This is a genomic window from Gimesia sp. (assembly GCF_040219335.1).
Taxonomy (GTDB): Bacteria; Planctomycetota; Planctomycetia; order Planctomycetales; family Planctomycetaceae; genus Gimesia.
Genome location: NZ_JAVJSQ010000020.1, coordinates 98,353 through 118,835, shown reverse-complemented (window position 1 = coordinate 118,835; position 20,483 = coordinate 98,353). Strand labels below are relative to the sequence as shown.

The 20,483-nt window shown below is 54.2% G+C and carries 17 protein-coding genes; 8 read left to right on the top strand and 9 right to left on the bottom strand.

From position 1 onward, the window contains the following. Positions 1-23: 23 nt before the first annotated feature. The 3 genes from RID21_RS17835 to RID21_RS17825 form a co-directional block, all read right to left on the bottom strand. The gene (locus tag RID21_RS17835) at positions 24-995 is read right to left on the bottom strand and encodes a DUF1559 domain-containing protein (RefSeq protein ID WP_145044347.1); all 972 of its coding nucleotides are present in this window, start codon (positions 993-995) and stop codon (positions 24-26) included. A gap of 453 nt (positions 996-1,448) precedes the next feature. Then, positions 1,449-2,423, bottom strand: coding sequence for a DUF1559 domain-containing protein (locus tag RID21_RS17830; protein ID WP_350191139.1), 975 nt, complete (start codon positions 2,421-2,423; stop codon positions 1,449-1,451). Positions 2,424-2,858: 435 nt separating this feature from the next. Beyond that, positions 2,859-3,269: a carboxypeptidase-like regulatory domain-containing protein gene (locus tag RID21_RS17825; RefSeq protein ID WP_350191137.1), complete on the bottom strand. Its 411-nt coding sequence runs from the start codon at positions 3,267-3,269 to the stop codon at positions 2,859-2,861. 214 nt (positions 3,270-3,483) lie between these two features. Here RID21_RS17825 and RID21_RS17820 point away from each other — a divergent pair, with 214 nt between their 5' ends. Next, positions 3,484-3,945: a YaiI/YqxD family protein gene (locus RID21_RS17820; RefSeq protein WP_350191135.1), complete on the top strand. Its 462-nt coding sequence runs from the start codon at positions 3,484-3,486 to the stop codon at positions 3,943-3,945. A gap of 39 nt (positions 3,946-3,984) precedes the next feature. Here the strand turns inward: RID21_RS17820 and RID21_RS17815 are convergent, their stop codons facing one another. Then, positions 3,985-5,667, bottom strand: a complete 1,683-nt coding sequence (locus RID21_RS17815; RefSeq protein WP_350191133.1) for a SulP family inorganic anion transporter — start codon at positions 5,665-5,667, stop codon at positions 3,985-3,987. 663 nt (positions 5,668-6,330) lie between these two features. Between RID21_RS17815 and RID21_RS17810 the strand changes: the two genes are divergently transcribed. The 3 genes from RID21_RS17810 to RID21_RS17800 all read left to right on the top strand — a co-directional run bounded on the left by RID21_RS17810 (position 6,331) and on the right by RID21_RS17800 (position 8,566). Further along, the gene (locus tag RID21_RS17810) at positions 6,331-6,597 is read left to right on the top strand and encodes a hypothetical protein (protein WP_350191131.1); all 267 of its coding nucleotides are present in this window, start codon (positions 6,331-6,333) and stop codon (positions 6,595-6,597) included. A gap of 20 nt (positions 6,598-6,617) precedes the next feature. Then, a complete protein-coding gene (locus RID21_RS17805; protein WP_350191129.1) occupies positions 6,618-6,842 on the top strand; it encodes a hypothetical protein in 225 nt (74 codons plus the stop codon). A 134-nt stretch (positions 6,843-6,976) separates the two neighbouring features. Next, a complete protein-coding gene (locus RID21_RS17800) occupies positions 6,977-8,566 on the top strand; it encodes a sulfatase family protein (protein WP_350191127.1) in 1,590 nt (529 codons plus the stop codon). Here the strand turns inward: RID21_RS17800 and RID21_RS17795 are convergent. The 3 genes from RID21_RS17795 to RID21_RS17785 form a co-directional block, all read right to left on the bottom strand. Further along, complete coding sequence (locus RID21_RS17795) at positions 8,517-9,317, bottom strand: hypothetical protein (RefSeq protein WP_350191125.1); 801 nt, start codon at positions 9,315-9,317, stop codon at positions 8,517-8,519. The genes RID21_RS17800 and RID21_RS17795 overlap by 50 nt on opposite strands. Positions 9,318-10,208: 891 nt before the next feature. Continuing rightward, positions 10,209-10,520, bottom strand: coding sequence for a hypothetical protein (locus RID21_RS17790; RefSeq protein WP_350191123.1), 312 nt, complete (start codon positions 10,518-10,520; stop codon positions 10,209-10,211). A gap of 1 nt (position 10,521) precedes the next feature. Continuing rightward, entirely contained in the window at positions 10,522-11,604 is a 1,083-nt protein-coding gene (locus tag RID21_RS17785) for a DUF1559 family PulG-like putative transporter (protein WP_350191121.1), read from the bottom strand. Positions 11,605-12,259: 655 nt separating this feature from the next. On the opposite strand from RID21_RS17785, the gene RID21_RS17780 reads away from it, so the two are divergent. From RID21_RS17780 to RID21_RS17770, 3 genes are all read left to right on the top strand, one after another. Beyond that, on the top strand, positions 12,260-12,556 hold the full coding sequence (locus RID21_RS17780) for a hypothetical protein (RefSeq protein WP_350191119.1): 297 nt from the start codon (positions 12,260-12,262) through the stop codon (positions 12,554-12,556). Positions 12,557-12,643: 87 nt separating this feature from the next. Continuing rightward, the gene (locus RID21_RS17775; protein WP_350191117.1) at positions 12,644-13,942 is read left to right on the top strand and encodes an MFS transporter; all 1,299 of its coding nucleotides are present in this window, start codon (positions 12,644-12,646) and stop codon (positions 13,940-13,942) included. A 4-nt stretch (positions 13,943-13,946) separates the two neighbouring features. Further along, on the top strand, positions 13,947-14,954 hold the full coding sequence (locus RID21_RS17770; protein WP_350191115.1) for a hypothetical protein: 1,008 nt from the start codon (positions 13,947-13,949) through the stop codon (positions 14,952-14,954). On the opposite strand, the gene RID21_RS17765 is transcribed toward RID21_RS17770, so the two are convergent. After that, the gene (locus tag RID21_RS17765; protein ID WP_350191113.1) at positions 14,955-16,658 is read right to left on the bottom strand and encodes a LamG-like jellyroll fold domain-containing protein; all 1,704 of its coding nucleotides are present in this window, start codon (positions 16,656-16,658) and stop codon (positions 14,955-14,957) included. It abuts the gene before it with no gap. Next, a complete protein-coding gene (locus RID21_RS17760; protein ID WP_145044321.1) occupies positions 16,655-17,194 on the bottom strand; it encodes a sigma-70 family RNA polymerase sigma factor in 540 nt (179 codons plus the stop codon). Before RID21_RS17760 ends, RID21_RS17765 begins: the two co-directional genes overlap by 4 nt. A 295-nt stretch (positions 17,195-17,489) precedes the next feature. On the opposite strand from RID21_RS17760, the gene RID21_RS17755 reads away from it, so the two are divergent. Next, the gene (locus RID21_RS17755) at positions 17,490-20,477 is read left to right on the top strand and encodes a PSD1 and planctomycete cytochrome C domain-containing protein (RefSeq protein ID WP_350191111.1); all 2,988 of its coding nucleotides are present in this window, start codon (positions 17,490-17,492) and stop codon (positions 20,475-20,477) included. Positions 20,478-20,483: the final 6 nt, after the last annotated feature.

The following is a 20,483-nucleotide window of genomic DNA, read 5'->3' as shown; positions in this document are numbered from 1 at the left end:
GATCTCAAATAAAACAGAGGCGTTTAGAATTCGCCGACTACTTCACCACCACTGCGGGTGACGAGTTGATAGTAGGTTGAAGTTGTGCTGCCACTGCTCATGTTCTCGCTGATGAACCGAACCTGACCGTCACACAACAGCATGTGCACGCCACCGACGTGAGCGCTGGATGCAGTCCAGTCATCACCCCAGGTTGCAGCTGAGCTGTTAATCAGATAGGTCGAGTTAGCTCCACCAAAGTTGGAAACATCGAAATGGTACATCCCGGGATGCCAGGTTGACATGCTCGAAGTGTAACGTGGGCCAACCCACAGACCACCGGCCCAGTTACAGGCCGAACCACCACAACCGGTTGTGCCGGAACCTTCACTTTTGGTGGTACGTTCAGAAACCAGAATGGTATTACTGGTTCCATCGGTGATGTCGCGGATGCGGGTCTTCGAGTTACCGAACAGAATCCCGTTGGTTGCATTTGCCGCTGAAGTTCCATGGCTGCCCAGGTAGTTGGACTTACCGAAGCTGCTCTTGTCGGTGTTGATACCACCCATGGGGTCAGACGGACAGACATAGGCAGGCAGAACGGTTTTCGCCAGCGTACCTGCGCTGACACTCCAGTGTTCGCCAAACTGATTCGTCTGGGATGACAACTGGTTATACAGCGGTCCCTGGTCCATGAACGGTAGAATCATGGCTCCCCAGCCGATGCCGTTGTTGTTGGCAGCGGTTCCGGAACCTTTGGATGCGGTAAAGTTCAAGTCGTTGTCCATGTAACCGGGAGGAAAGACGCCATGCGTCTCATGGTAGTTGTGTAAGGCCAGTCCGATCTGCTTCAGATTGTTCTTACAGGTACTGCGACGGGCTGCTTCACGTGCCTGTTGCACAGCGGGTAACAAGAGCGCGATCAAAATGGCAATAATCGCGATTACCACCAGAAGTTCGATCAGTGTGAAGCCGAGCCGCCACCGGAATCGGAGCGGGAACGTAGGTCGTCTCATACTTTACATCCTTACTAGTAACGAAAAAAAATGAATGGATTCAGATCATCCTGGAGGCCCGAAATGATAAGCTCAGCCGTGTGCAGAACTGTTGTCGTCAGAGAGAATACTCGTAACTCAAACAACGTTGTGACTGGGAAAATCCCAGTATCACAGTCAGGATGACAATGCTCTATTATTATACGGAATCGGATGCTTCTGCCAGTGTAGAATAGTCTCAACTATAGAGAATATAAGACGATACAATAGATGTATCAGCAGGAATGTGATCACATGAATAACGGGGGGGTGTGAACATGTGAATTAAGAGCTGGCTTAGTGTTGGGTCTGCACAGTTCTGTACGATAATTATTAAAGATAAGTAAGTGTGCGTATGGGTAAAAAAACGGCCGCTTCCCTGAGAGAAGCGACCGAGTTTTTATCGTTCAACAATGATCCTGTATTGATTCAGGATTAAAATTCGCCGAGCACTTCACCACCACTGCGGGTGTAGAGTCCGCGATAGGTTGCCAGGTCAATGTTCTCGGAGAGGAATCGAACCTGACCGTCGCCCAGCAGGAAGTGAGCACCACCGACGTGTGTACTTCCAGCATTCCAGGCAGGACCCCAGTTGATGCTGGATCCATTGATCATGTAAATGGTACTCGAACCACCGTTCACAGCCACATCCAGTCCACGCAGGCTGGTATGCCAGCCGGCAGGAGCAGTGTAGTTCCGGGGACCAATCCACAATCCGCCCGCCCAGTTACAGGGGGAACCACCACAGGCAGTTGAACTGCTGGGATCATTCGCCGTGGTCCGCTCTCCAACAAACAGGGTGTTGCTGCTGCCATCGGTGATGGATTTCATCTGTGTTTTCGAGTTCACATAGAAAGCACCGTTTCGGCTGTTAGCCCCTGTGGCCGCACAAACCAGGTAGTTTGATTTCCCATAGCTGCTGCAATCAGTATTGATGCCTCCCATGGGATCAGAGGGGCAGTTGTAGACCGGCAATACAACCTTGGCCGCAGGAATCGCACTGGTCAGAGAACCGCTGTGAGTGGAATCCAGCCAGTTATATGTGAACCCGGCCGTCTGTGTTCCAATCTGATTGTAAAGTGGCGCCTGGTCCATGAACGGCAGAATCATGGTGGCCCATCCCAGACCATTCAGGTTGGAAGCGGCAGCCGCTGGAGTGTTCAAACCCGGATCGCTGTCGATATAGGCGGGCGGGAAAACACCATGGGTTTCATGGTAGTTGTGCAGGGCCAGTCCAATCTGTTTAAGACTGTTTTTGCAGGTACTGCGGCGTGCTGCTTCGCGTGCCTGCTGAACTGCCGGTAAGAGCAACGCGATCAGAATTGCGATAATCGCGATCACAACCAGCAATTCAATCAGCGTGAATCCCAGCTTCCACCTGAACCGGATCCCCAAAGGTAAACGTTTCATGTTCTTCATCTCTCCTGAAATATAAAAAAACAAAAACAGATCTGCATGCCTCGCGACATGAGATTGAGCTCTGTGGGAAACAATGATGATTTCGGTGATTGGAACGTAATTCGGATGAATTACATTGGCGGGACCAAAGCCTGCTATCTATTTCCTGTTGTCGTTATATCGTCATATTTAAACATACTTATCTAATGCTAACAGATCGGCAAAGAGGATACCACGAGTTAATTAACGATGGTTAGAAAATGTGAACTGAGTGGGGGCTGAAAACTTGCCTTCAGAGTTAAGACGTTTGAAACTCTGAATCCTGACAGTGAAAAGTCGGCTGCCCGCACTTCCATCCATAAAAAAAGAGCCCGGCCGACTGGATGTAAGTCGTCAGGGCTCTTCAGTTTATATGATTTGCAGATCCTGGAGATCTTAAGGTGTGGCTTAGTTGGATTCCAGTTTGAAATCGATCGTATTGTCGCCGGCTTTCACTTCTTCGGTCAACGTGGTCTGGGTGTTGTACTTGGCTGGGATGGGGTCTTTATAAGTCTGTCCCGGCGGAGTCGGTGCGTCCTGCGGTGTGGAGATACTGACCTTGTGAGTTCCAATGACAGCACCTTGTGTGTCTCGTAAATATCCCAGCTCGTAGCGTCCTTCCTCGTCGGTAACGCCGTTTGAGGGACGTCCTTCGGTCGGCGTGAAGGTCACGGTCACGGCGGGCAGCGGTTTGCCATCCATGGTGACGACACCGCTGACGGTTCCCAGATCGGGCTGATCACTGCCGGCACTGTCACCACATCCGACAGTTAAACACAGGCTGAGTGTAGACAGGCAGAACAACTTCCAGTATTTCATGATTACTCCTGGCGCTAAAAGTGTTGACAGCAACTTGAGAATGAAGTGTTGCTATAATGAAGAATTGATGAAACGAATTCTAATCGTTCCGGTTTGACACTGTCAAACTGCTCAACACCCGTTATATCAGATTAATCATGGTCTGTGAAATCGAAGCAAACAGACGAATCATCTGTACCTTATCACTAAAATGGCCCCACCATCAGGAGGCGGAATGCAAATCTGGGTTGATGCGGACGCCTGTCCGGCGGAAGTGAAATCGCTGCTGTTCAAAGCTGCCAAACGCACTGAAATCAAAGTGACGCTCGTAGCCAATCAGCCTCTGTCCGTCCCACGCTCCAACTTTATCGGCTCGCTCCTCGTCCCGCCCGGACTGAATGTAGCCGATCAACGGATTGTCGAACTCGCACAACCAGGCGACCTGGTCATCACCGCTGACATACCTCTTGCCGCACAGGTTGTGGACAAAGGCGCTCAGGCTCTCAACCCCCGTGGTGCCCTTTACACCGAAGCCAACATCGGCGAGCGTCTCGCCCTGCGCGACCTGATGGACGACCTCCGCGGGGAAGGCCAGATTACCGGCGGTCCTGCAGGCTTCAATGCCAAAGACCGACAGGAATTCGCCAACCAGCTCGATCGCTGGCTGACGAAAGCCCGAAATTCCAGTTCGAAATAAAACGGATCGAATGCCCCGCTTCATTCCGGTATCGTGCTCTTAGATCATCTCTGTGATGTGATAATGCCGATCGTTGGCAATATCCACCTCGGCCAGATCACCGGCCCGTTCCAGCAAGTGTCGACAGTCAGCATTCAGGTTCCGCAACTGCAGACATTTGCCTTCCTGACGATAGCGTTCAGCGATCTTGTTGATCGCTTCAATCGCACTCTGGTCATATACACGTGAAAAATAGAAGTCGATTGCCACGATTGGTGGATCGTTCACCGGATCCAGCAACTCGCGAAAACTGCTCACCGAGGCGAAGAACAACGGACCATGTAACTGGTAGACCTTTTTGTCTTCCCCTTCAAAGTGAATATCTGCCATCATGTGCGTGGCATGATGCCAGGCGAAAATCAACGCCTGCACCACAATCCCCAGCAGAACGGCAACAGCCAGGTTATGGAACAGTACCGTGTAACCGGCGACGAGCACCATGACCAGCACATCACTCTTGGGGACTTTATTCCAGGTGTGCAGGGTACTCCATTCGAAGGTTCCGATTACCACCATAAACATCACACCCACCAGCGCCGCCATCGGCACCAGCGAGATCACCGGCTTGAGCAGAACCACCATGATCATCAGGCCCACAGCTCCGACAACCCCGGACAACCGTCCCCGACCACCCGAATTGACGTTAATCAGAGATTGTCCAATCATCGCACAGCCGCCCATCCCGCCAAACAGACCGCAGACCACATTCGCAGCCCCCTGGCCAATACATTCCCGGTTACCGCTTCCCCGGGTCTCGGTAATTTCGTCAATCAGAGTCAGCGTCATCAGCGATTCAATCAGACCCACGCCCGCCAGAATCAACGAGAAGGGGAAGATGATCCACAGCGTTTCCCAGTTAAACGGGGCCAGCACGTACCGTGAGTCCAGGAAGAACAACATCGGCAATGGCTCCGCAGCCGGCTGGACGGAAGCGACAGCAGCCGCAACCTGTTCTCCACTCAGCTCCGCTCCAGTCTGCTGGTCCGCAGCTTCCTGAACTGCTTTGGCCCGCAGGTTATTCATCATCAGGTCGTCGACCGTCTGTACAACATTTTCCTGTCCGGCTGGTTTCCACGTCGCAGGAGCGAACTGGTTAAAGCCGATCGAAATCATCGAGACCAGAATAATCGCCGCCAGCGAACTGGGGATCGCTTTCGTAAATCGTGGCAACAGTACAATTACCGCCATCGTCAATCCGACGAGGGCCAGCATCAGTATCATTGAGGGGCCCTGTAGAAACGTCATCGTTCCGTCAGAACCCAGTGTTTTGAAACTGCCGATCTGGGCCAGACCAATCACGATCGCCAGTCCGTTCACAAATCCCAGCATCACCGAATGAGGCACCAGCCGGATCAGTTTCCCCATCCGCAACAGCCCCACCGTGATCTGCAGCAACCCGCAGAGAATCACCGCGGGAAACAGATATTCAATTCCGTGCAGCGCGACCAGCGACACGACAACCACGGCCATCGCTCCGGTCGCTCCCGAGATCATTCCCGGTCGGCCACCTGCCAGCGCACTGATCAGTCCAATCCAGAAAGCCGAGTACAGACCCACCGTGGGGGGAACACCCGCCACAAATGCAAACGCCACGGCTTCCGGTACCAGCGCCAGTGCCACCGTCAGGCCTGACAAGACATCATCCTTGACTGAAGCTTTATGCTTCGTGAAAAACTCTAACATCAATACTCCAGATATCTCTTTCAAAGTGGAATCCGCACGGTCAGCCTGTAAGACGAACGCATTCGTCTGCAGACAGTCCATGCCGACATGGAACAGGGGCGCACAGGAAACAGTTCGCTCGAGTGCAAAAGCGGGCCCGCCTTCCCGTCCTGATCTCAAAAGATCCCGGAAAGACAGAGTTTCATGACACAATCTGTTATCTGTTTACTTCAAACAGAACCTTTCAAAGCTGCGCTGAATTGAATCAGGGAGCACATTGTGTGAAACGGAGTGGACGAGTTGAAGCAATCAACTAACGGCTTCCCGGGACTACAATTTCCCGCGAAAGCGACTAATTCCACGTATCTTTTGTAGTGAATTCCCTCTGTGACCACAAGCCGAGCTACGACATTACTTCCGATTTTGTCCTACTTTCACGCAGTGTTCATCACTTTAGACGACTCAAAAACGCTTGTCCTGACACTCCTTGCTCGCAAGCACGCCGCCTGTAAAGTTTTTGAAACATCGATGTCCATTCTTCCCCCATTCCAAAATCCATCCGCAATCTACTCCTGAAATTCATAGTTCCAACTTGTAAAATAAAAGCAACGCCTTGCATTCTTTTGTCTGACATACCAGACCTCACCTTCGTATGGGAAAGTCAACATGCCACGGGAACAGTCATTGGACAAATTCATTCAGCACATGAAAAAGATCCGCAAACGAAACGCCATTCTGTTTGTGCTCTGGTACGTTGTCATGCTACTCGTCTATTGTTCCTCCAGTGATGCCAACCTGACGACGCTCTCCCTCGTTAACCTCGGGGCCGTCATCGCTCTGGTTGGCGCTGATTTCTCAAGTCAAAGCACTCTGATCGCCGCGATCAACCTGTTGAAAGAAAACCCGGATACCCCTCCCGAACCAGATACCGAGGAGATCCAGGCCTCCTGAGCAAGAGGGACGATCGCACCATGCAACGCCGCAAACGAATTCTGCATCTCACGCTCTTCATCAGCATTGGTCTCGCCAGCCTGGCGTTCCTCCTCTATCTCTTCTTCCAGCTCGGAATGACTGTCTTTATCTTCGCCACTCCCGACATTCCCGCTTACGCCATCTTCTTTGGCCTCTGCCTGATCATCCTGATTCCCATTTTCCTGGCCATCATCCTCAAGGGGGATGACGACCACGCTGATTGACGGGTTTCCTTAAGCTCCCAAACAAATTCCCTCCCAGCTTCCCGCCGCACGCCGACTGGCATCTGACCCCGCCAGCCGCTATTCTGAAAACACCCGCCTCTATTTGGATATCGAAATTCTGCAAAGGTGCTTTCATGATTCGCGCGCTCGTGTTGCTCTGTTGTCTCATTCTTCCTTCGCTGTCCCACGCGGCCCAGCGGCCCAACATTCTCTTCCTCTTCACCGATGACCACGCACCCCACGCCATCGGTGCCTACAAGGGGTTCCTCGAGAAGATTAACCCGACGCCCAACATCGACAAAATCGCCTCCGAAGGCATGCTCTTCCAGAACAGCTTCTGCACGAATTCCATCTGTGGACCCAGTCGCGCCGTCATCCTCACTGGCAAACACAGCCACATCAACGGCTTCATGCGGAATGGCAACCGCTTCGACGGCGATCAGCAGACCTTCCCCAAGCTCCTGCAGAAAGCCGGCTACAAAACGGCCATGATCGGCAAGTGGCACCTCACCTCCGATCCCCAGGGCTTCGACTTTTGGAAAATCCTCCCGGGGCAGGGCTACTACTACAATCCCGAATTCAAAACCGCCCAGGGCCGCGAACGCATCGAAGGCTACTGCACCGACATCGTGACCGACATGGCACTCGACTGGCTCAAGCAGAACGCCAACTCCGGCAAACCCTTCATGCTCATGTGCCAGCACAAGGCGCCCCACCGCACATGGATGCCCGCGCTCCGCCATCTGCATCTCTACGACGACATTACCATCCCCGAACCGACTACCCTCTTCGACGACTGGAAAGACAACGCCAGCCCGGCCCGACACGCGGAGATGTCCATCGAAAACTACATGAACCTGGTCTACGACAACTTTGGTCCCAGGCTGGAAGGCTGGGATCCCAACGCCGGCAAGTCGCTCGACAAATCCGGCTTCCGCAATCTGCAGTTCATGACACCCGCACAGCTCACAGCCTGGAATGCCGCCTTCGATCCCAAAAACGAAGCTCTCCGCAAAGCGAATCTCACCGGCAAAGAACTCGTCCGCTGGAAATACCAGCGCTACATCAAAAACTACCTCCGCTGCATCAAAGGTGTCGACGAAAACATCGGCCGCATGCTCGCCTGGCTCAAGGAGACCGGCCTCGATAAAAACACCATCATCGTCTACTCCTCCGACCAGGGCTTCTACCTCGGCGATCATGGCTGGTACGACAAACGCTGGATGTACGAAGAATCCTTCCGCATGCCGCTGATCGTCAAATGGCCCGGCGTCACCCAGCCCGGCACTGTCAACACCAACCTGGTCCAGAACCTCGACTACGCGGAAACCTTCCTCGACATCGCCGGTGCCGACATCCCCGACGACATGCAGGGCCGTTCGCTCGTACCGCTTCTTAAAGGGGAAAACCCCGAGTGGCGCGATTCCCTCTACTACCACTATTTCGATTTCCCCAGCGTCCACAAAGTCGCCAAGCATTTCGGCATCCGTACTCCCCGGTATAAACTGATCCGCTTCTACGAATTCGACGAATGGGAATTCTACGATCTGCAGAACGACCCCCAAGAGATGTCCAACCAGTACGGCAATCCCGCTTACCAGGACACGATTAACAAGCTCAAAATCCAACTCACCGACCTCCGCAAATCCTACAAAGATAACACCGACATCAGCGTCAAATCCAAGACCTGGCAAAAACAGTTCCGCCCCAACTCCGCTGATTAATTTCAATATGACATTCCCTGGGTGGTCCCGGATACAATCCGGGATTGCCGCAGGCAACAAGAGATCGCAGCACAAACTCGGGATCCTGAACCAGCCCACCAACCCGCTTCACAATAATAAATAAAGATGGGGTGCCCCCGAATGCAATTCGGGCCGAGCGCAGCGAGCAGGAAACTGACAGAGAAAAGGTTGAATCGTTAAACAGGTTCCCAACTCTGAGGGACAAAACGCCAGCCGTCGGTAATATGACCGAATACAGCTGGTCGCCCTTACTCAGGAATTTTCGTGCCTTTCGTGAATTTCGTGGTAGAAAATAATCCCACCTGAAATCCAGCTTCCTCCCCCACTGAAAATCCACCACCGCCGCCTGAACAGACTGACCTTGATCCACGCCTCCCGAAGCGTATCCTGGTTCCCATCTGGCTCGCGCGCGAGGCGCGTCTTCTGAGCACTGCATCTCCAGCACAACTCTCACATCTGCACCACCAAACTCCTCACTCTTCACCTGCTTTTCACCGGAACACTGCGCACCCCTGCGAAATAATCGCCCGCAGAGCAGGGCACTTGCGGACAAACCCCGGTCAGAGTGGGACAAAATCCCGGACACAGCAGGACAAAATCCGGCCACATTGGGACAAAATTCTGTCTTGACTCCCCCACGCCCTTCGACAGAATCTGCAGCATGAAACAACAACAATACCATGCCCGACAGCAATTGCAGCAACCAGAAAACAGAACAGGTTCTGTCCATGAGAATGATCTCCTCGCAACAAATCTGATTTCAGAAACGCTCCCAACCAGAGCAACCTGTCAGGTAACGTTTATTGAATAGTTTTCAGCGTGATAATGGGTTCGATGGCGTTCGCTTTGTAAGTATTCATCTTGACCGAAGGTATGCTGTTACTCTTGTTCTCAGAACTTCAACAACAGTAAAGCTAAATTAGCCGCAGGGCATTAGCCCCGGTTGAAACGACTTCGGTAGATGACAGCCGAATTCAGAAACGAGAAACGGCCACAGACAACGCGATCCAAACGCAGTACAGAGGGAAATCCTACACATCGGCACCAGCGAGGACAGAGAAAATAAAACCAGTGCCAAAGCAACACCGGTGAAAAGCAATGACCGTGAGCAGCGTTTAATTAAAACGTGCCGGGTGGTCTCGGATGCAATCCGAGATTGCCGCAGGCAACAGGAGGTCGCAGCACAACACTCTCAAACCACAACCACCCCACCAACCCTCTTAGTAAGGGGCGGACCCACGTGTCCGCCCGCCTGGCGAGAATCAAGATCGGTCAATCCTTCAAAGGCACAAAGTTGGCCCACCAACCTTGAGCGGCAAGGCGCTAGACGCCGGTAAAATCTCCAGCGCTGATCCCACTCACCGGTGGCGAGCGGCATTCCGCTCACATGACGGGATAAGCCCGAATAAAATTCGGGCCGAGCGCAGCGAGCAGGAAACTGACAGAGAAAAGGTTGAATGAATCAACAGGTTCCAATAATGAGTGGTCGGACATTCGGCGCCCGTAATTCAACCCATCACAGGTAAATCACACCCACCAGAAAATTTCGTGTTTTTCGCGCTTTTCGTGGTAGAAAACAATTCCAGTCACGAACCGCTCTCACCCCCCGAGCGGTACCAGCTCACCGCCCCGCCTGATCTTCCATGATCTGTCGGGACTCCCGCAATGCCTCGTCCCATTCGCCTGCCTCCGCCTGTTTGATAATCCCGTTCAACCAGTCCGCCTCCCGCGAGGTGATCTCTTCCTGCTCCAGCGAACTCTGAATCAGCGCTTGCACCTTTTTCAGCCGCTCGCTGCTCTTCTGATTACAGACCGAATACAGGGTCTTGGAAAGTTCATAGGTCTTCGGCGAAACCTCGGGATACCCGCAACCCGTAAGGAGCAGGCTTCCAGCCAGTAACACCGCCAGTGTGAAACACATGCGATACTTCATACTAAAATTCCCCGATCACTTCACCCTCACTGATACTTGAGAGGGAGGCCCACAGCAGTAGATCGATATTCTCCGAAACAAACCGCACCGAACCATCGCCCAGACAGATATGCCCGCCCCCCACATGTTCGGAATACATCTGCCCCACGTGGTAGGTCGGAAAGTTCACCGGATGGATAATCGGGAACCCGGTGATGTCCAGCTCGCCTCCCGAAGGTCCCGCATGCACCAGCGACAGTGTCGCCGCGGCGTCCGGTCCGTTTTCGGGTGTCGAAAACTGGGGATGCGTAAACGCCCCCGGCACCACACCCACCCAGGTTTTATCACTCAGTCGCGAAGAATGTTCGCCCAGGAAAATCGTATTCGAGAGACCATCGGTGGCGTCCCGCATCCGTGTGCGTGAATTACGGAAGAACGGTCCATCCGCTACCTTCGAAGCATCGCCGTTAATCGTCACCGTCTTGGTTGTCTTGGTGTAAATATCCGTGAAGATCACGCCCGTTGTACTCGCCCCGCATTCCCCCCAGCACGATTCCTGACCGTGACTGGCGACATAATGCGACCGACCGAACAGCAGCTGTGCGCCCCCTTTCACCAGCGGACTGCCGGCACTATCCCGCACCAGAAACGGTTCATCGCCGCCCGAGGCTGAGGGACACAGAAAGACCGGCAGCTTTGTCTGCACAGCCCCCGCATTCGCCAGGTTCCAGCAGGGCCTGTTGACGTCCAGCGCATTGTAGATATTCGCCTGATCCAGGTAAGGCAGCAGCATCATACTCCAGGACCAGCCCGGTGCCGCATCCCAGGTATTCGCATCAATCTCCGCCCAGCCCGGCCCCGAACCATCGCTGGTTCCATACGAATAATAACCCGCGGGAAAACAGGAATGCGTGTCGTGATAGTTGTGTAACGCCAGCCCCAATTGCTTCAGATTATTCTTGCACTGACTCCGCCGCGCCGCCTCCCGCGCCTGTTGCACCGCAGGTAACAGCAGGGCAATCAGCGTGGCAATAATCGCGATCACCACCAGTAGCTCAATCAACGTAAAACCCCGGCGGGACAGTCGGGCAGGCGGGTAGCTCATTACGGTAAACCTTTACAGGGCAGGAGAATAGGTGTGTTTAAAAAGTAGCCAAGGCTACAAATCAGTGAGCGGCAAAATGTAGCCTGGGCTACATATACTCCGATATTGTAGCCAGTGCTACAAATGTGTCAATCAAAAAAAGAAATATTTAGGGTGCGGGGTGGTCGCGGATGCAATCCGTGATTGCCGCAGGCAACAGGAGGTCGCAGCGCAAATATTCAATTGAGATCCAGCCCACCAACCCACATCGCAGGATGCGGCCCTGTGTGGCCGCCCGCCTGGCGAGATTCAATACAAGTAAACAATCAAAGGCATCCACGGGGTAAGCCCGAATGCAATTCGGGCCGAGCGCAGCGAGCAGGAAACTGTCAGAGCAAAAGTTGAATGGATTAACAGGTCCCCAACCCCGATCAACAAAACACGAACCATCAGTCATTCAACTAATCACAGGTAAATCGCCCTACCAGGAAATTTCGTGTCTTTCGTGCTTTTCGTGGTAGAAAATCACAACGGTAACGTACCATCCCAACTCACCAGTTTCGAACAGGCATTCTGATCAGACCGTGAAATCAATATTCCCCCACCACTTCGAATCACATAAACTACCCACGCTTCAAAATACTGCTCACGATCTCATTGCCACGGTACAATCCTTATGATTCGCAAATTCATTCTTGGAATCCTGACAGGTTGCTGTGTCTATGTGGCGTCTTTCTTTTTCGTAGTTCCTTTCGCATTTAAGGGCGAGCAGTCAGGCCTGGCATTTGATCGCATGTGGCTCATTCATGATCTCTATTTTCCAGTATTTGAACTGGCAGAATCCAGTAACACGTTTCACCTCACAGTCCGTCAGATTTATTCAACAATCGGCGATCCAGATGAGGTTTCTGTGCTGTGCTACTTTTATATATACCCTGATCTCCATTTAAATATTGGAGCGCCTGTTGAGTAACCGTACCCCAGCTGAAATTCATAAGGTTTGAAATTCCTGGTTAGAGAACGCTATTGCTGCAACCCCAATACAGAAGGTGAATCGTTCATGTCGACTGTGGCACAGGAAATCGATGCAGAGGCAACCGCAGGCAAAAAAACGCGCGTGCTCGCGGCCGGATTCATCGGGAACATTCTCGAATGGTACGACTTCGCCGTCTACGGCTTCTTTGCACCCACCATCGGCAAACTCTTCTTCCCCGCCGAAGACGCCCGCACTTCGCTGATCGCCGCCTTCGGTGCCTTTGCCGCCGGCTTCCTGATGCGACCGGTGGGAGCCGTCCTCTTCGGACATATCGGCGACCGCATCGGCCGCAAGAAAGCACTCACCCTGTCCGTGATGATGATGGCGGTTCCCACGATGCTCGTGGGACTCTTGCCCACCCATGCCGAGATCGGAATCTCCGCCGCCATCCTGATGATCCTGCTCCGCATGATTCAAGGCGTCTCCGTCGGCGGCGAATACACCAGTTCGTTCGTGTTCCTCGTCGAGCACGCACCACCGCACCGTCGGGCCTTCTTTGGGGCCTGGAGTATGATCGGCGCCACCTGCGGCATCCTGCTCGGTTCAGCCGTCGGCGCTCTGATTAACAGTTTCACCACCGACATCCAACTGCAGAGCTGGGGCTGGCGGATTCCGTTCCTCGCCGGCGTCCTGGTCGCTTTTGTTGGCTATTTCATTCGGCACGGCATTCCCGATCAACCCCTGGCGGAAGAGCTGGCCGAACAGGAACCCAGTTCTCCCCTCAAGGATGCCTGGACCGGACACCGCACGGAAATGCTGCAGTCCGCCGGACTCAACATGATGAACGCCGTGACCTTTTACACCGTCTTCATCTACCTCTCGACCTGGCTGGTCGAAGAAGTTGGCGAAACCCGCGCGGAAGCTCTCGACATTAATACGCTCAGCATGGCCGCCCTCACCGTGCTGGTCCCGATCACCGCAATACTCGCCGACCGCTTTGGACGCAAACCACTGCTGCTCGTCGGCTCCGCCGGCGTCGCGATTCTCTCTCCCGCGCTGCTCCGCCTGATGCACCACCACAATTTCGCCCTGATCCTCACCGGCCAGATCGGCTTCGCTGTCCTCGTCGCCTGCTTCGCCGGGGCCATTCCCGCGACGATCACCGAACTCTTTCGGAGGGGTGTGCGGGTGAGTGCCGCCAGCATCAGTTATAATATCCCCTTCGCCATCTTCGGGGGGACCGCCCCGATGGTCGCCGCCTGGCTGGTCAAAGCAACCGGCAATCCACTGGCCATCGCCTGGTACCTCTCCGGCATCGCCGCGATCTCCTTCTGCATCATTCTCACAATCAAAGAAACCAAAGGCTGCTCACTGGAGGAGTGATATCGTGAACACCGCAGATGCCTGCGCCCGCTGCGAGTCGCTCTTCGGTCCGCAGCGGCGCTCGCTCAAAATGTGGGATGGTAAATATTACTGCGTCGAATGTATCCGTTCGGTAGCGCCGGAACTCCTCGACTGGGCGAGAGAGCATGCTTACCTCGAAGAAACGCTTCCGTTAGAAGCAATCTCCCGTAAGAAATATTTCAAGAAAAATTATCTATACCCGGTGATTGGTATTTTATTCATCTTACTTCTGGTCAGTTTTTGGGCTAGTGGTATCTGGATGGCATTTAGTTTATTGATGCTCGCTCCCATCGGTTTTGTCGGACTGATAGCTCTACTCGACTGGAAGTATGATTTTGCAGGCAGGCGGGCAGCTCAGGAACTGCCACGCACACTGGTCGTACAAAACAATCAACTAATCGTGGTCCATGAGCAGGAATCGCAATGCTATCATCTTTCAGAGTTCTATTATTACGAGAGTGATACCAATCGCACGGTCGACAATCTCTATCTGGAAAATCGTCCCGCGCTGATTCTGGAAAAAGCATCGGGCTGGAACTGGCAACGCTTTGAGTTTGAAGAAATCCGCTATGCCTGTGGTCTTACTCCAGAGAAGCGACTGCTCTGGAGTAGGTTCTTTGAATTAGTCGACCTACCCCGCAAGGAAGTGATGAGCACCCGCCGGTATCATCTTGTCATTTTCTTACTGGTCGTGACGTTCCTGCTGGTGTCTTGCACAATTATGTTACAAAGTCCGGCTGTTGGGTTTTCTTTGCTGGCAGTGCTGATGTGGATCCTGCCCTTACAAACATTGAATACGGCGAAACGGATCTTCACGAGAGTCGTGGCTGTTGTCAGTACCCTGCTTACGAATGGCTTTGTGTTTTATGCTTTTGTCAGTCGCAATCCGGTAGATGCGGGATTGTATTGCCTGATGCAGCTCTGTCTGTTTCTTGTCGTCGGCTTGTTTCTCAAAAGACGAATCAGGGCTTCGAAGCAGGATGCCAGTTGATTAAAGCACCGGCTTGCCCGTCTCCGCGGAGAATTTCATCTTCTGTCCCTTGTGGATTAACAGGTAATCTTCCTGTTTTTCCTGGCGGAGGATGTCCAGAAACTGGCCGTCGAAATAGTCTTTACCCGCTTTGAACAGACTGAAATGGGTCGCGATCGTGCCTGCATTGAGGGCATAGTCGTAGAAAGCGACTTCATCGATCACACCATTAAACGGTTCGCGGCCTACCAGCGTAGCCGATTGTGCTGAGATCAGGTTTCCGATCACTGCGGGCGCTGCACCTCCGCTGATGATCATCGTCCCCACCGGAAAGCGATGGCTCATCCGCATGATGCCGTCGATGTAAATGGCTTTCTCACCCGTCCAGCCATTATAGGTGGCGACGATATGGTGCGGCTGACCATCACGCATTTCAGCCAGCGTGGGGCGGCCCTCTTTCCCGTCCAGAGGCATGTCCAGTTCGCTGTAACCCAACCCGGAGAGATAGAGTCCGAACGAGAGACAGGGACCATCACCCACCTGCGGAATCTGTGTGATTCCCGCTTTGTCATCATTCTGAAAGCTGAGCAGGATCCGATAGCTGCCATCTTCTTTACGGAAGATTTCATCGTAATCGAAGGGAGCCCGGGTCTGAGGCGACTCTGCTGCTTTCCAGTCAGAAACCACCAGCGCTTCGATGGTGATCCCAGTCGAGACCGCGTAATCGCCGGTTCCCACTTCCTGTCCGCCGCCATTCCCCAGCCGCAGACTCGCATCGGGCCGGTTGTTGAACTGCACGGCTCCCGGTCCGATCAGTCCCTGGACCCGCAGCGCGTTCTTTCCGGCCTGAACCGGACTCTGGTTCAACATATCGGACAGCGCGGTCTGGGGCGGCTCATCGAAGTTCCAGTAGAATCGCGGCAGCCGACCGCGGGGTTTGACCGCGACCTGACCGTCCAGCACATGCACGAACGTCTCAGCCGCTTCATTCACACTGACTTCATATTCGGTTCCCTGGTCGATCAACTCGATGCTCGGCGTCTCCAGCCGAAAGGGAGCCTTCCGATCGGAACGCTGCGTCGAAACGCTGCCGGAAAACAGGGTTCCCTGGTCTTTACGCTCAAAACCAAACAGGGAAGGGCTGGCCACGTTAATGTCTGCACCGCCCGAAAAGGCAAACTCGACTTCGCCCGACGTCACTTTGACCGTGCCTGGCTGGAAGCGGTCCGTGACAGCGGGGCTGTTCCCCAGCAGTTCCCAGCGGGCCCGTGCGACCTGGTTGACGCTGGCGATTTCTTCCGGCGGCGAGGCGCTGTCATCGAAGTAATACTTAGAACGCTGCTGCAGAACCATCTCCGGTTCCCACAGCCCTTTAAAATCGCCCATTAACAGAAAGATACCCACCGCGCCCAGGCAGATCGCCGAACAGACAATCGGAATCAGCATCACCAGGTAGCCCCGTTCGACGGGCTCGCTTGTATGGTCCGTGGCAGGTTTGATGTTGAGTGGCAGTTCAGCTTCGGGATCCTGCAACACGCGGGCCTGGGCGGTTCCCGCCAGTCCGATGTGCACGAAAACGTAATTCAGGTATTCGCGGCGGTACTCGGGATGCGCGGTGAGCAGACCTTCCAGTGCAGCGAGTTCGTCTTCCGTGATGATGCCTGCACACTGGGCGTCGGCCAGTTCCAGAATCTGTTCGCGGATGTCAGGATCGGGTTGGGTCACGATGAAGCCTCACTCGAAAGTCGACGGCTGACGCATTCGTGCAGCGCCCGCCTCAGTTTTTTAATCGTTTTATAAATCGCATGCACCGAACAGTTCCCCCGTTCGGCCAGCGTAGCCGCGGTCTGTCGATCGCCGTAATAGGAATCGAGCAGATCCCGCTCGGGGGAGGACAGATTCTCCAGGCAACGGGTGAGTGCCAGCTGGCGTTCGCTCTGTTCTTCTGCCATCTGGGACACATCCTCTGCCAGCACGGTCACCAGTGCATCACTGAAAATCAGCCGCTGGTTCTGGAATGTCCGCCGGTACTTGCGGATCTGGTTAAAAGCGATGCCGTATGCCCAGTTCAGAAAACTCCGTTCCGGATCATAGCGGGGATATTCCTTCCAGAGGATCACGCACGTCTCCTGAAAAATATCTTCCGCAGCCGCCACATCGAGCACCAGCGCCAGGATGTATCCGTAGATCTTACGGTCCGACTGGGAAAACTGGCGGAAAAAAGATTCGCTCGATTCGGGATGGTCTGCGGGAGTGTTCATTTCGTAGTTAAGTCTAACAATGGCAGGCGCTTCGGGGAATCATGCTGCAGGCGGAAACAGGATACAGGGCAGCATGGTTTCTCCTTCTGTAATAAATGGCGCTTCGACTCGCCGATTGGTACCCGAAAATCAGTCGATCCCGGGATTTTCTTAAAAAGAGGAAAAGTTCTGGTACCAATTCGCACTCCGGCGCGCCATATATAAATGAGGGCCGTTCGGTCAGGAGCCGCATGTTTCCTCGTATCGTCCCGCCAGAGAATTGACTCACCCTCTGAGAATAGATTGAATCGCCTGCATGTGCTCTCTCATTTCACGGAATCTGAAATTCGCACTCTCCCTGGTCTGCTGCCTGCCGATCATCGCTGCACCGATAGTTGCCGCCGAACCCGATTTTGAGCAAGACGTACTCCCCCTCTTTCAAAAGCACTGCATTCGCTGTCATAACGAAAGCACGAAAGATGGCGGTCTCTCACTGGAATCCAAACAGAGCGCGCTCAAGGGGGGCGAGAATGTGCGGGTGATCGTCCCCGGCGTCGTCGCGGAAAGCATGCTGCTCGATTACGTCACCGGCCCCGAACCGGAGATGCCTAAAAAGGGAACGCCGCTCAACGAGCAGGAAATCGCCACGCTGCGTAACTGGATCAAAGCAGGCGCGGTCTGGCCGCCGGAAGTGAGGATTCACGAAGCCCAGCTGACCGCGAAAGACTGGTGGTCCTTTCAACCACTGGAAAAACCAGCGTTACCGGAGTTGACTGCTAAAGAACGCGCGCTGGTACGGACTCCCGTCGATGCCTTCCTGCTGGCCCGCCTGCGGAAAGAGGGACTCACGTTCTCACCTCTCGCCGACCGTCGGACCCTGATTCGACGTGTTTATTATGATCTGACCGGCCTGCCTCCCGCACCGGCTGAAATCGACGCCTTCGTTAACGATCCCGATCCACGGGCTTATGAAAAACTCGTCGATAAGCTGCTCGCTTCCCCCCGTTACGGGGAACGCTGGGCGCGGCACTGGCTGGACGTGGTCCACTACGCCGACACGCACGGCTACGACAAAGACAAGCTCCGTGAAAATGCCTGGCCGTATCGGGATTATGTCATCCGGGCTCTGAATGAGGACAAACCTTATGCACAATTCATTCAACAGCAGATTGCCGGCGACGTGATTAACCCGCATTCACCAGACGGCGTGCCCGCGACCGGGTTCATTGTCGCAGGCCCCTTTGACTGGGTAGGCCAGATCGAGATCAGCGAAAACCTGATCGAAAAGAAAATCACCCGCAACCTCGACCGCGACGATATGGTGGCGACCGTCATGAATACCACGGTCAGCCTCACGGTGCAGTGTGCCCGCTGTCACAATCACAAATTCGATCCGATCTCTCAGGCAGACTATTACGGTCTGCAGGCCGTCTTCGCCGGCATCGACCGCGCCGAACGTTCCTTTGATCCGGATCCCGAAACCGCCCGCAAACGGAACATCCTGCTGGCGGAACAGGCCCGTGTTCAGAAGCTCCTCCAGAACCTCGACACAGAGATCCGAAAACGGGGCGGGGCGGAACTGAAACGCATGGAAGCCGAACTCAAACAGGCACAGGAAGCCAAAGCAGGGCAGGGCGTCGCCTATGGTTACCACAGTAAAATTGAAAAGTCCGCCCAGGCAGCCAAGTGGGTGCAGCTCAACTTCAAGCAGCCGGTCAGCGCGGAGAAGATCACACTGATTCCCGCTTATGACAATTACAACAACATTGGTGCCGGCTTCGGATTCCCGCGACGCTTCAAGCTGGAAATCTCAGCGACACCCGATTTCAAAGCGTCCACCATCATCGCCGACCAGACCCGCAAAGACTACGCGAACCCCGGCACAAAACCTTTGCACTTCGATCTGAAGGGCCAGAAAATTCAGTATCTCAGACTGACGGCTACAAAACTCGCCCCCCGCTCAAATGATTTCATTTTCGCACTGGGAGAAATTCAGGTCCTCGCACAGGACGAACGGAACCTTGCCGCTCAGGCGCAGGTTACCTCGCTGGATTCCATCGAAGCACCTCCCCGCTGGTCCCGTAAAAATCTGTTCGACGGTAAATTTTATCAGAGCCTCGATTCCAATCAGGATCTCGCACAACTCAAACAGAAACGGAATGACCTGCTGGCCAGCCTCTCATCCGAGGAAGAGAAACAGTCACTCCGCGACTGGTCCGCTAAAATCAAAGGTGTGCAGTCTGAGCTCGGCAAACTCCCCCAGCAGAAAAAGGTCTTTGCGGCAGCTACCGATTTTCCCCGTCGCGGTAATTTCCGTCCGACAGAAGGCGAGCCGCGCCCAGTCTTCCTGCTGAGTCGAGGCAGCGAAAAGGCACCGATTCGTGAAGTGGAACCCGCCGTCCCCGGTCTGATTGACGGCCTGGATCAGAACCTGCGTCTACCCGATCCGGGAGACGAAGGCGCCCGCCGGGCCGCGCTGGCCCACTGGATTATCAGCCCCCGCAATCCGCTGACCTGGCGTTCGATTGTGAACCGCGTCTGGCTCTATCACTTCGGCAAAGGGATCGTCGAAACCCCCAACGACTTCGGCCGCATGGGTGCGAAACCAACGCATCCGGAACTGCTCGACTATCTCGCCAGTCGCTTCCGCGATGAAGGCCAGTCACTGAAACAGCTGCACCGCTGGATCGTCCTCAGTACCGCTTATCAACAGTCATCACAGACCAACGAGAAGGGCACCCGAATTGATGGCGACAATCGTCTGCTCTGGCGGATGAACCGGCGCAAACTGGAAGCCGAAGCCATTCGCGACGCCGTCCTGCAGATCAGCGGCAAACTCGATCTCAACATGTATGGCCCCGGGGATCGCCTGTTCGTCCTCGAAAAACCACAGCACTCGCCGCATTACCTCTACCAGAAATACGATCCCAAAACAGCAGAGACACACCGCCGTTCAATTTACCGCTTCATCGTTCGCTCGGTCCCCGATCCCTTTATGGAATCGCTCGACTGTGCCGACCCTTCGCAGATCACTCCCAAACGCATCCAGACACTGACCGCTCTACAGGCACTCGCACTGCTCAACGATCAGTTCATGGTCAGCATGTCCGGGTTCTTCGCGGAGCAGGTTAAAGGCAATGCATCCGAACTGAAAATACAGGTGGCCCGCGCTTTCGAGACCGCGCTGGGCAGAGCCCCCACACCCGACGAGGTGAAGCTGCTCGTCGAAGTGGGTGAGCAGCACGGGCTGGCCAATGTCTGTCGCCTGATTCTCAACAGCAACGAATTTATCTTTATCGATTAACACACA

Excerpts from the sequence above, each read along its gene's own strand:
- RID21_RS17805 (WP_350191129.1), top strand. The coding sequence starts at position 6,618 with ATGCAACGCCGCAAACGAATTCTGCATCTCACGCTCTTCATCAGCATT.
- RID21_RS17755 (WP_350191111.1), top strand. The coding sequence starts at position 17,490 with ATGTGCTCTCTCATTTCACGGAATCTGAAATTCGCACTCTCCCTGGTC.
- RID21_RS17825 (WP_350191137.1), bottom strand. The coding sequence starts at position 3,269 with ATGAAATACTGGAAGTTGTTCTGCCTGTCTACACTCAGCCTGTGTTTA.
- RID21_RS17795 (WP_350191125.1), bottom strand. The coding sequence starts at position 9,317 with ATGGACAGAACCTGTTCTGTTTTCTGGTTGCTGCAATTGCTGTCGGGC.
- RID21_RS17800 (WP_350191127.1), top strand. The coding sequence starts at position 6,977 with ATGATTCGCGCGCTCGTGTTGCTCTGTTGTCTCATTCTTCCTTCGCTG.
- RID21_RS17815 (WP_350191133.1), bottom strand. The coding sequence starts at position 5,667 with ATGTTAGAGTTTTTCACGAAGCATAAAGCTTCAGTCAAGGATGATGTC.
- RID21_RS17835 (WP_145044347.1), bottom strand. The coding sequence starts at position 995 with ATGAGACGACCTACGTTCCCGCTCCGATTCCGGTGGCGGCTCGGCTTC.
- RID21_RS17760 (WP_145044321.1), bottom strand. The coding sequence starts at position 17,194 with ATGAACACTCCCGCAGACCATCCCGAATCGAGCGAATCTTTTTTCCGC.
- RID21_RS17830 (WP_350191139.1), bottom strand. The coding sequence starts at position 2,423 with ATGAAACGTTTACCTTTGGGGATCCGGTTCAGGTGGAAGCTGGGATTC.
- RID21_RS17820 (WP_350191135.1), top strand. The coding sequence starts at position 3,484 with ATGCAAATCTGGGTTGATGCGGACGCCTGTCCGGCGGAAGTGAAATCG.
- RID21_RS17775 (WP_350191117.1), top strand. The coding sequence starts at position 12,644 with ATGTCGACTGTGGCACAGGAAATCGATGCAGAGGCAACCGCAGGCAAA.
- RID21_RS17785 (WP_350191121.1), bottom strand. The coding sequence starts at position 11,604 with ATGAGCTACCCGCCTGCCCGACTGTCCCGCCGGGGTTTTACGTTGATT.
- RID21_RS17790 (WP_350191123.1), bottom strand. The coding sequence starts at position 10,520 with ATGAAGTATCGCATGTGTTTCACACTGGCGGTGTTACTGGCTGGAAGC.
- RID21_RS17780 (WP_350191119.1), top strand. The coding sequence starts at position 12,260 with ATGATTCGCAAATTCATTCTTGGAATCCTGACAGGTTGCTGTGTCTAT.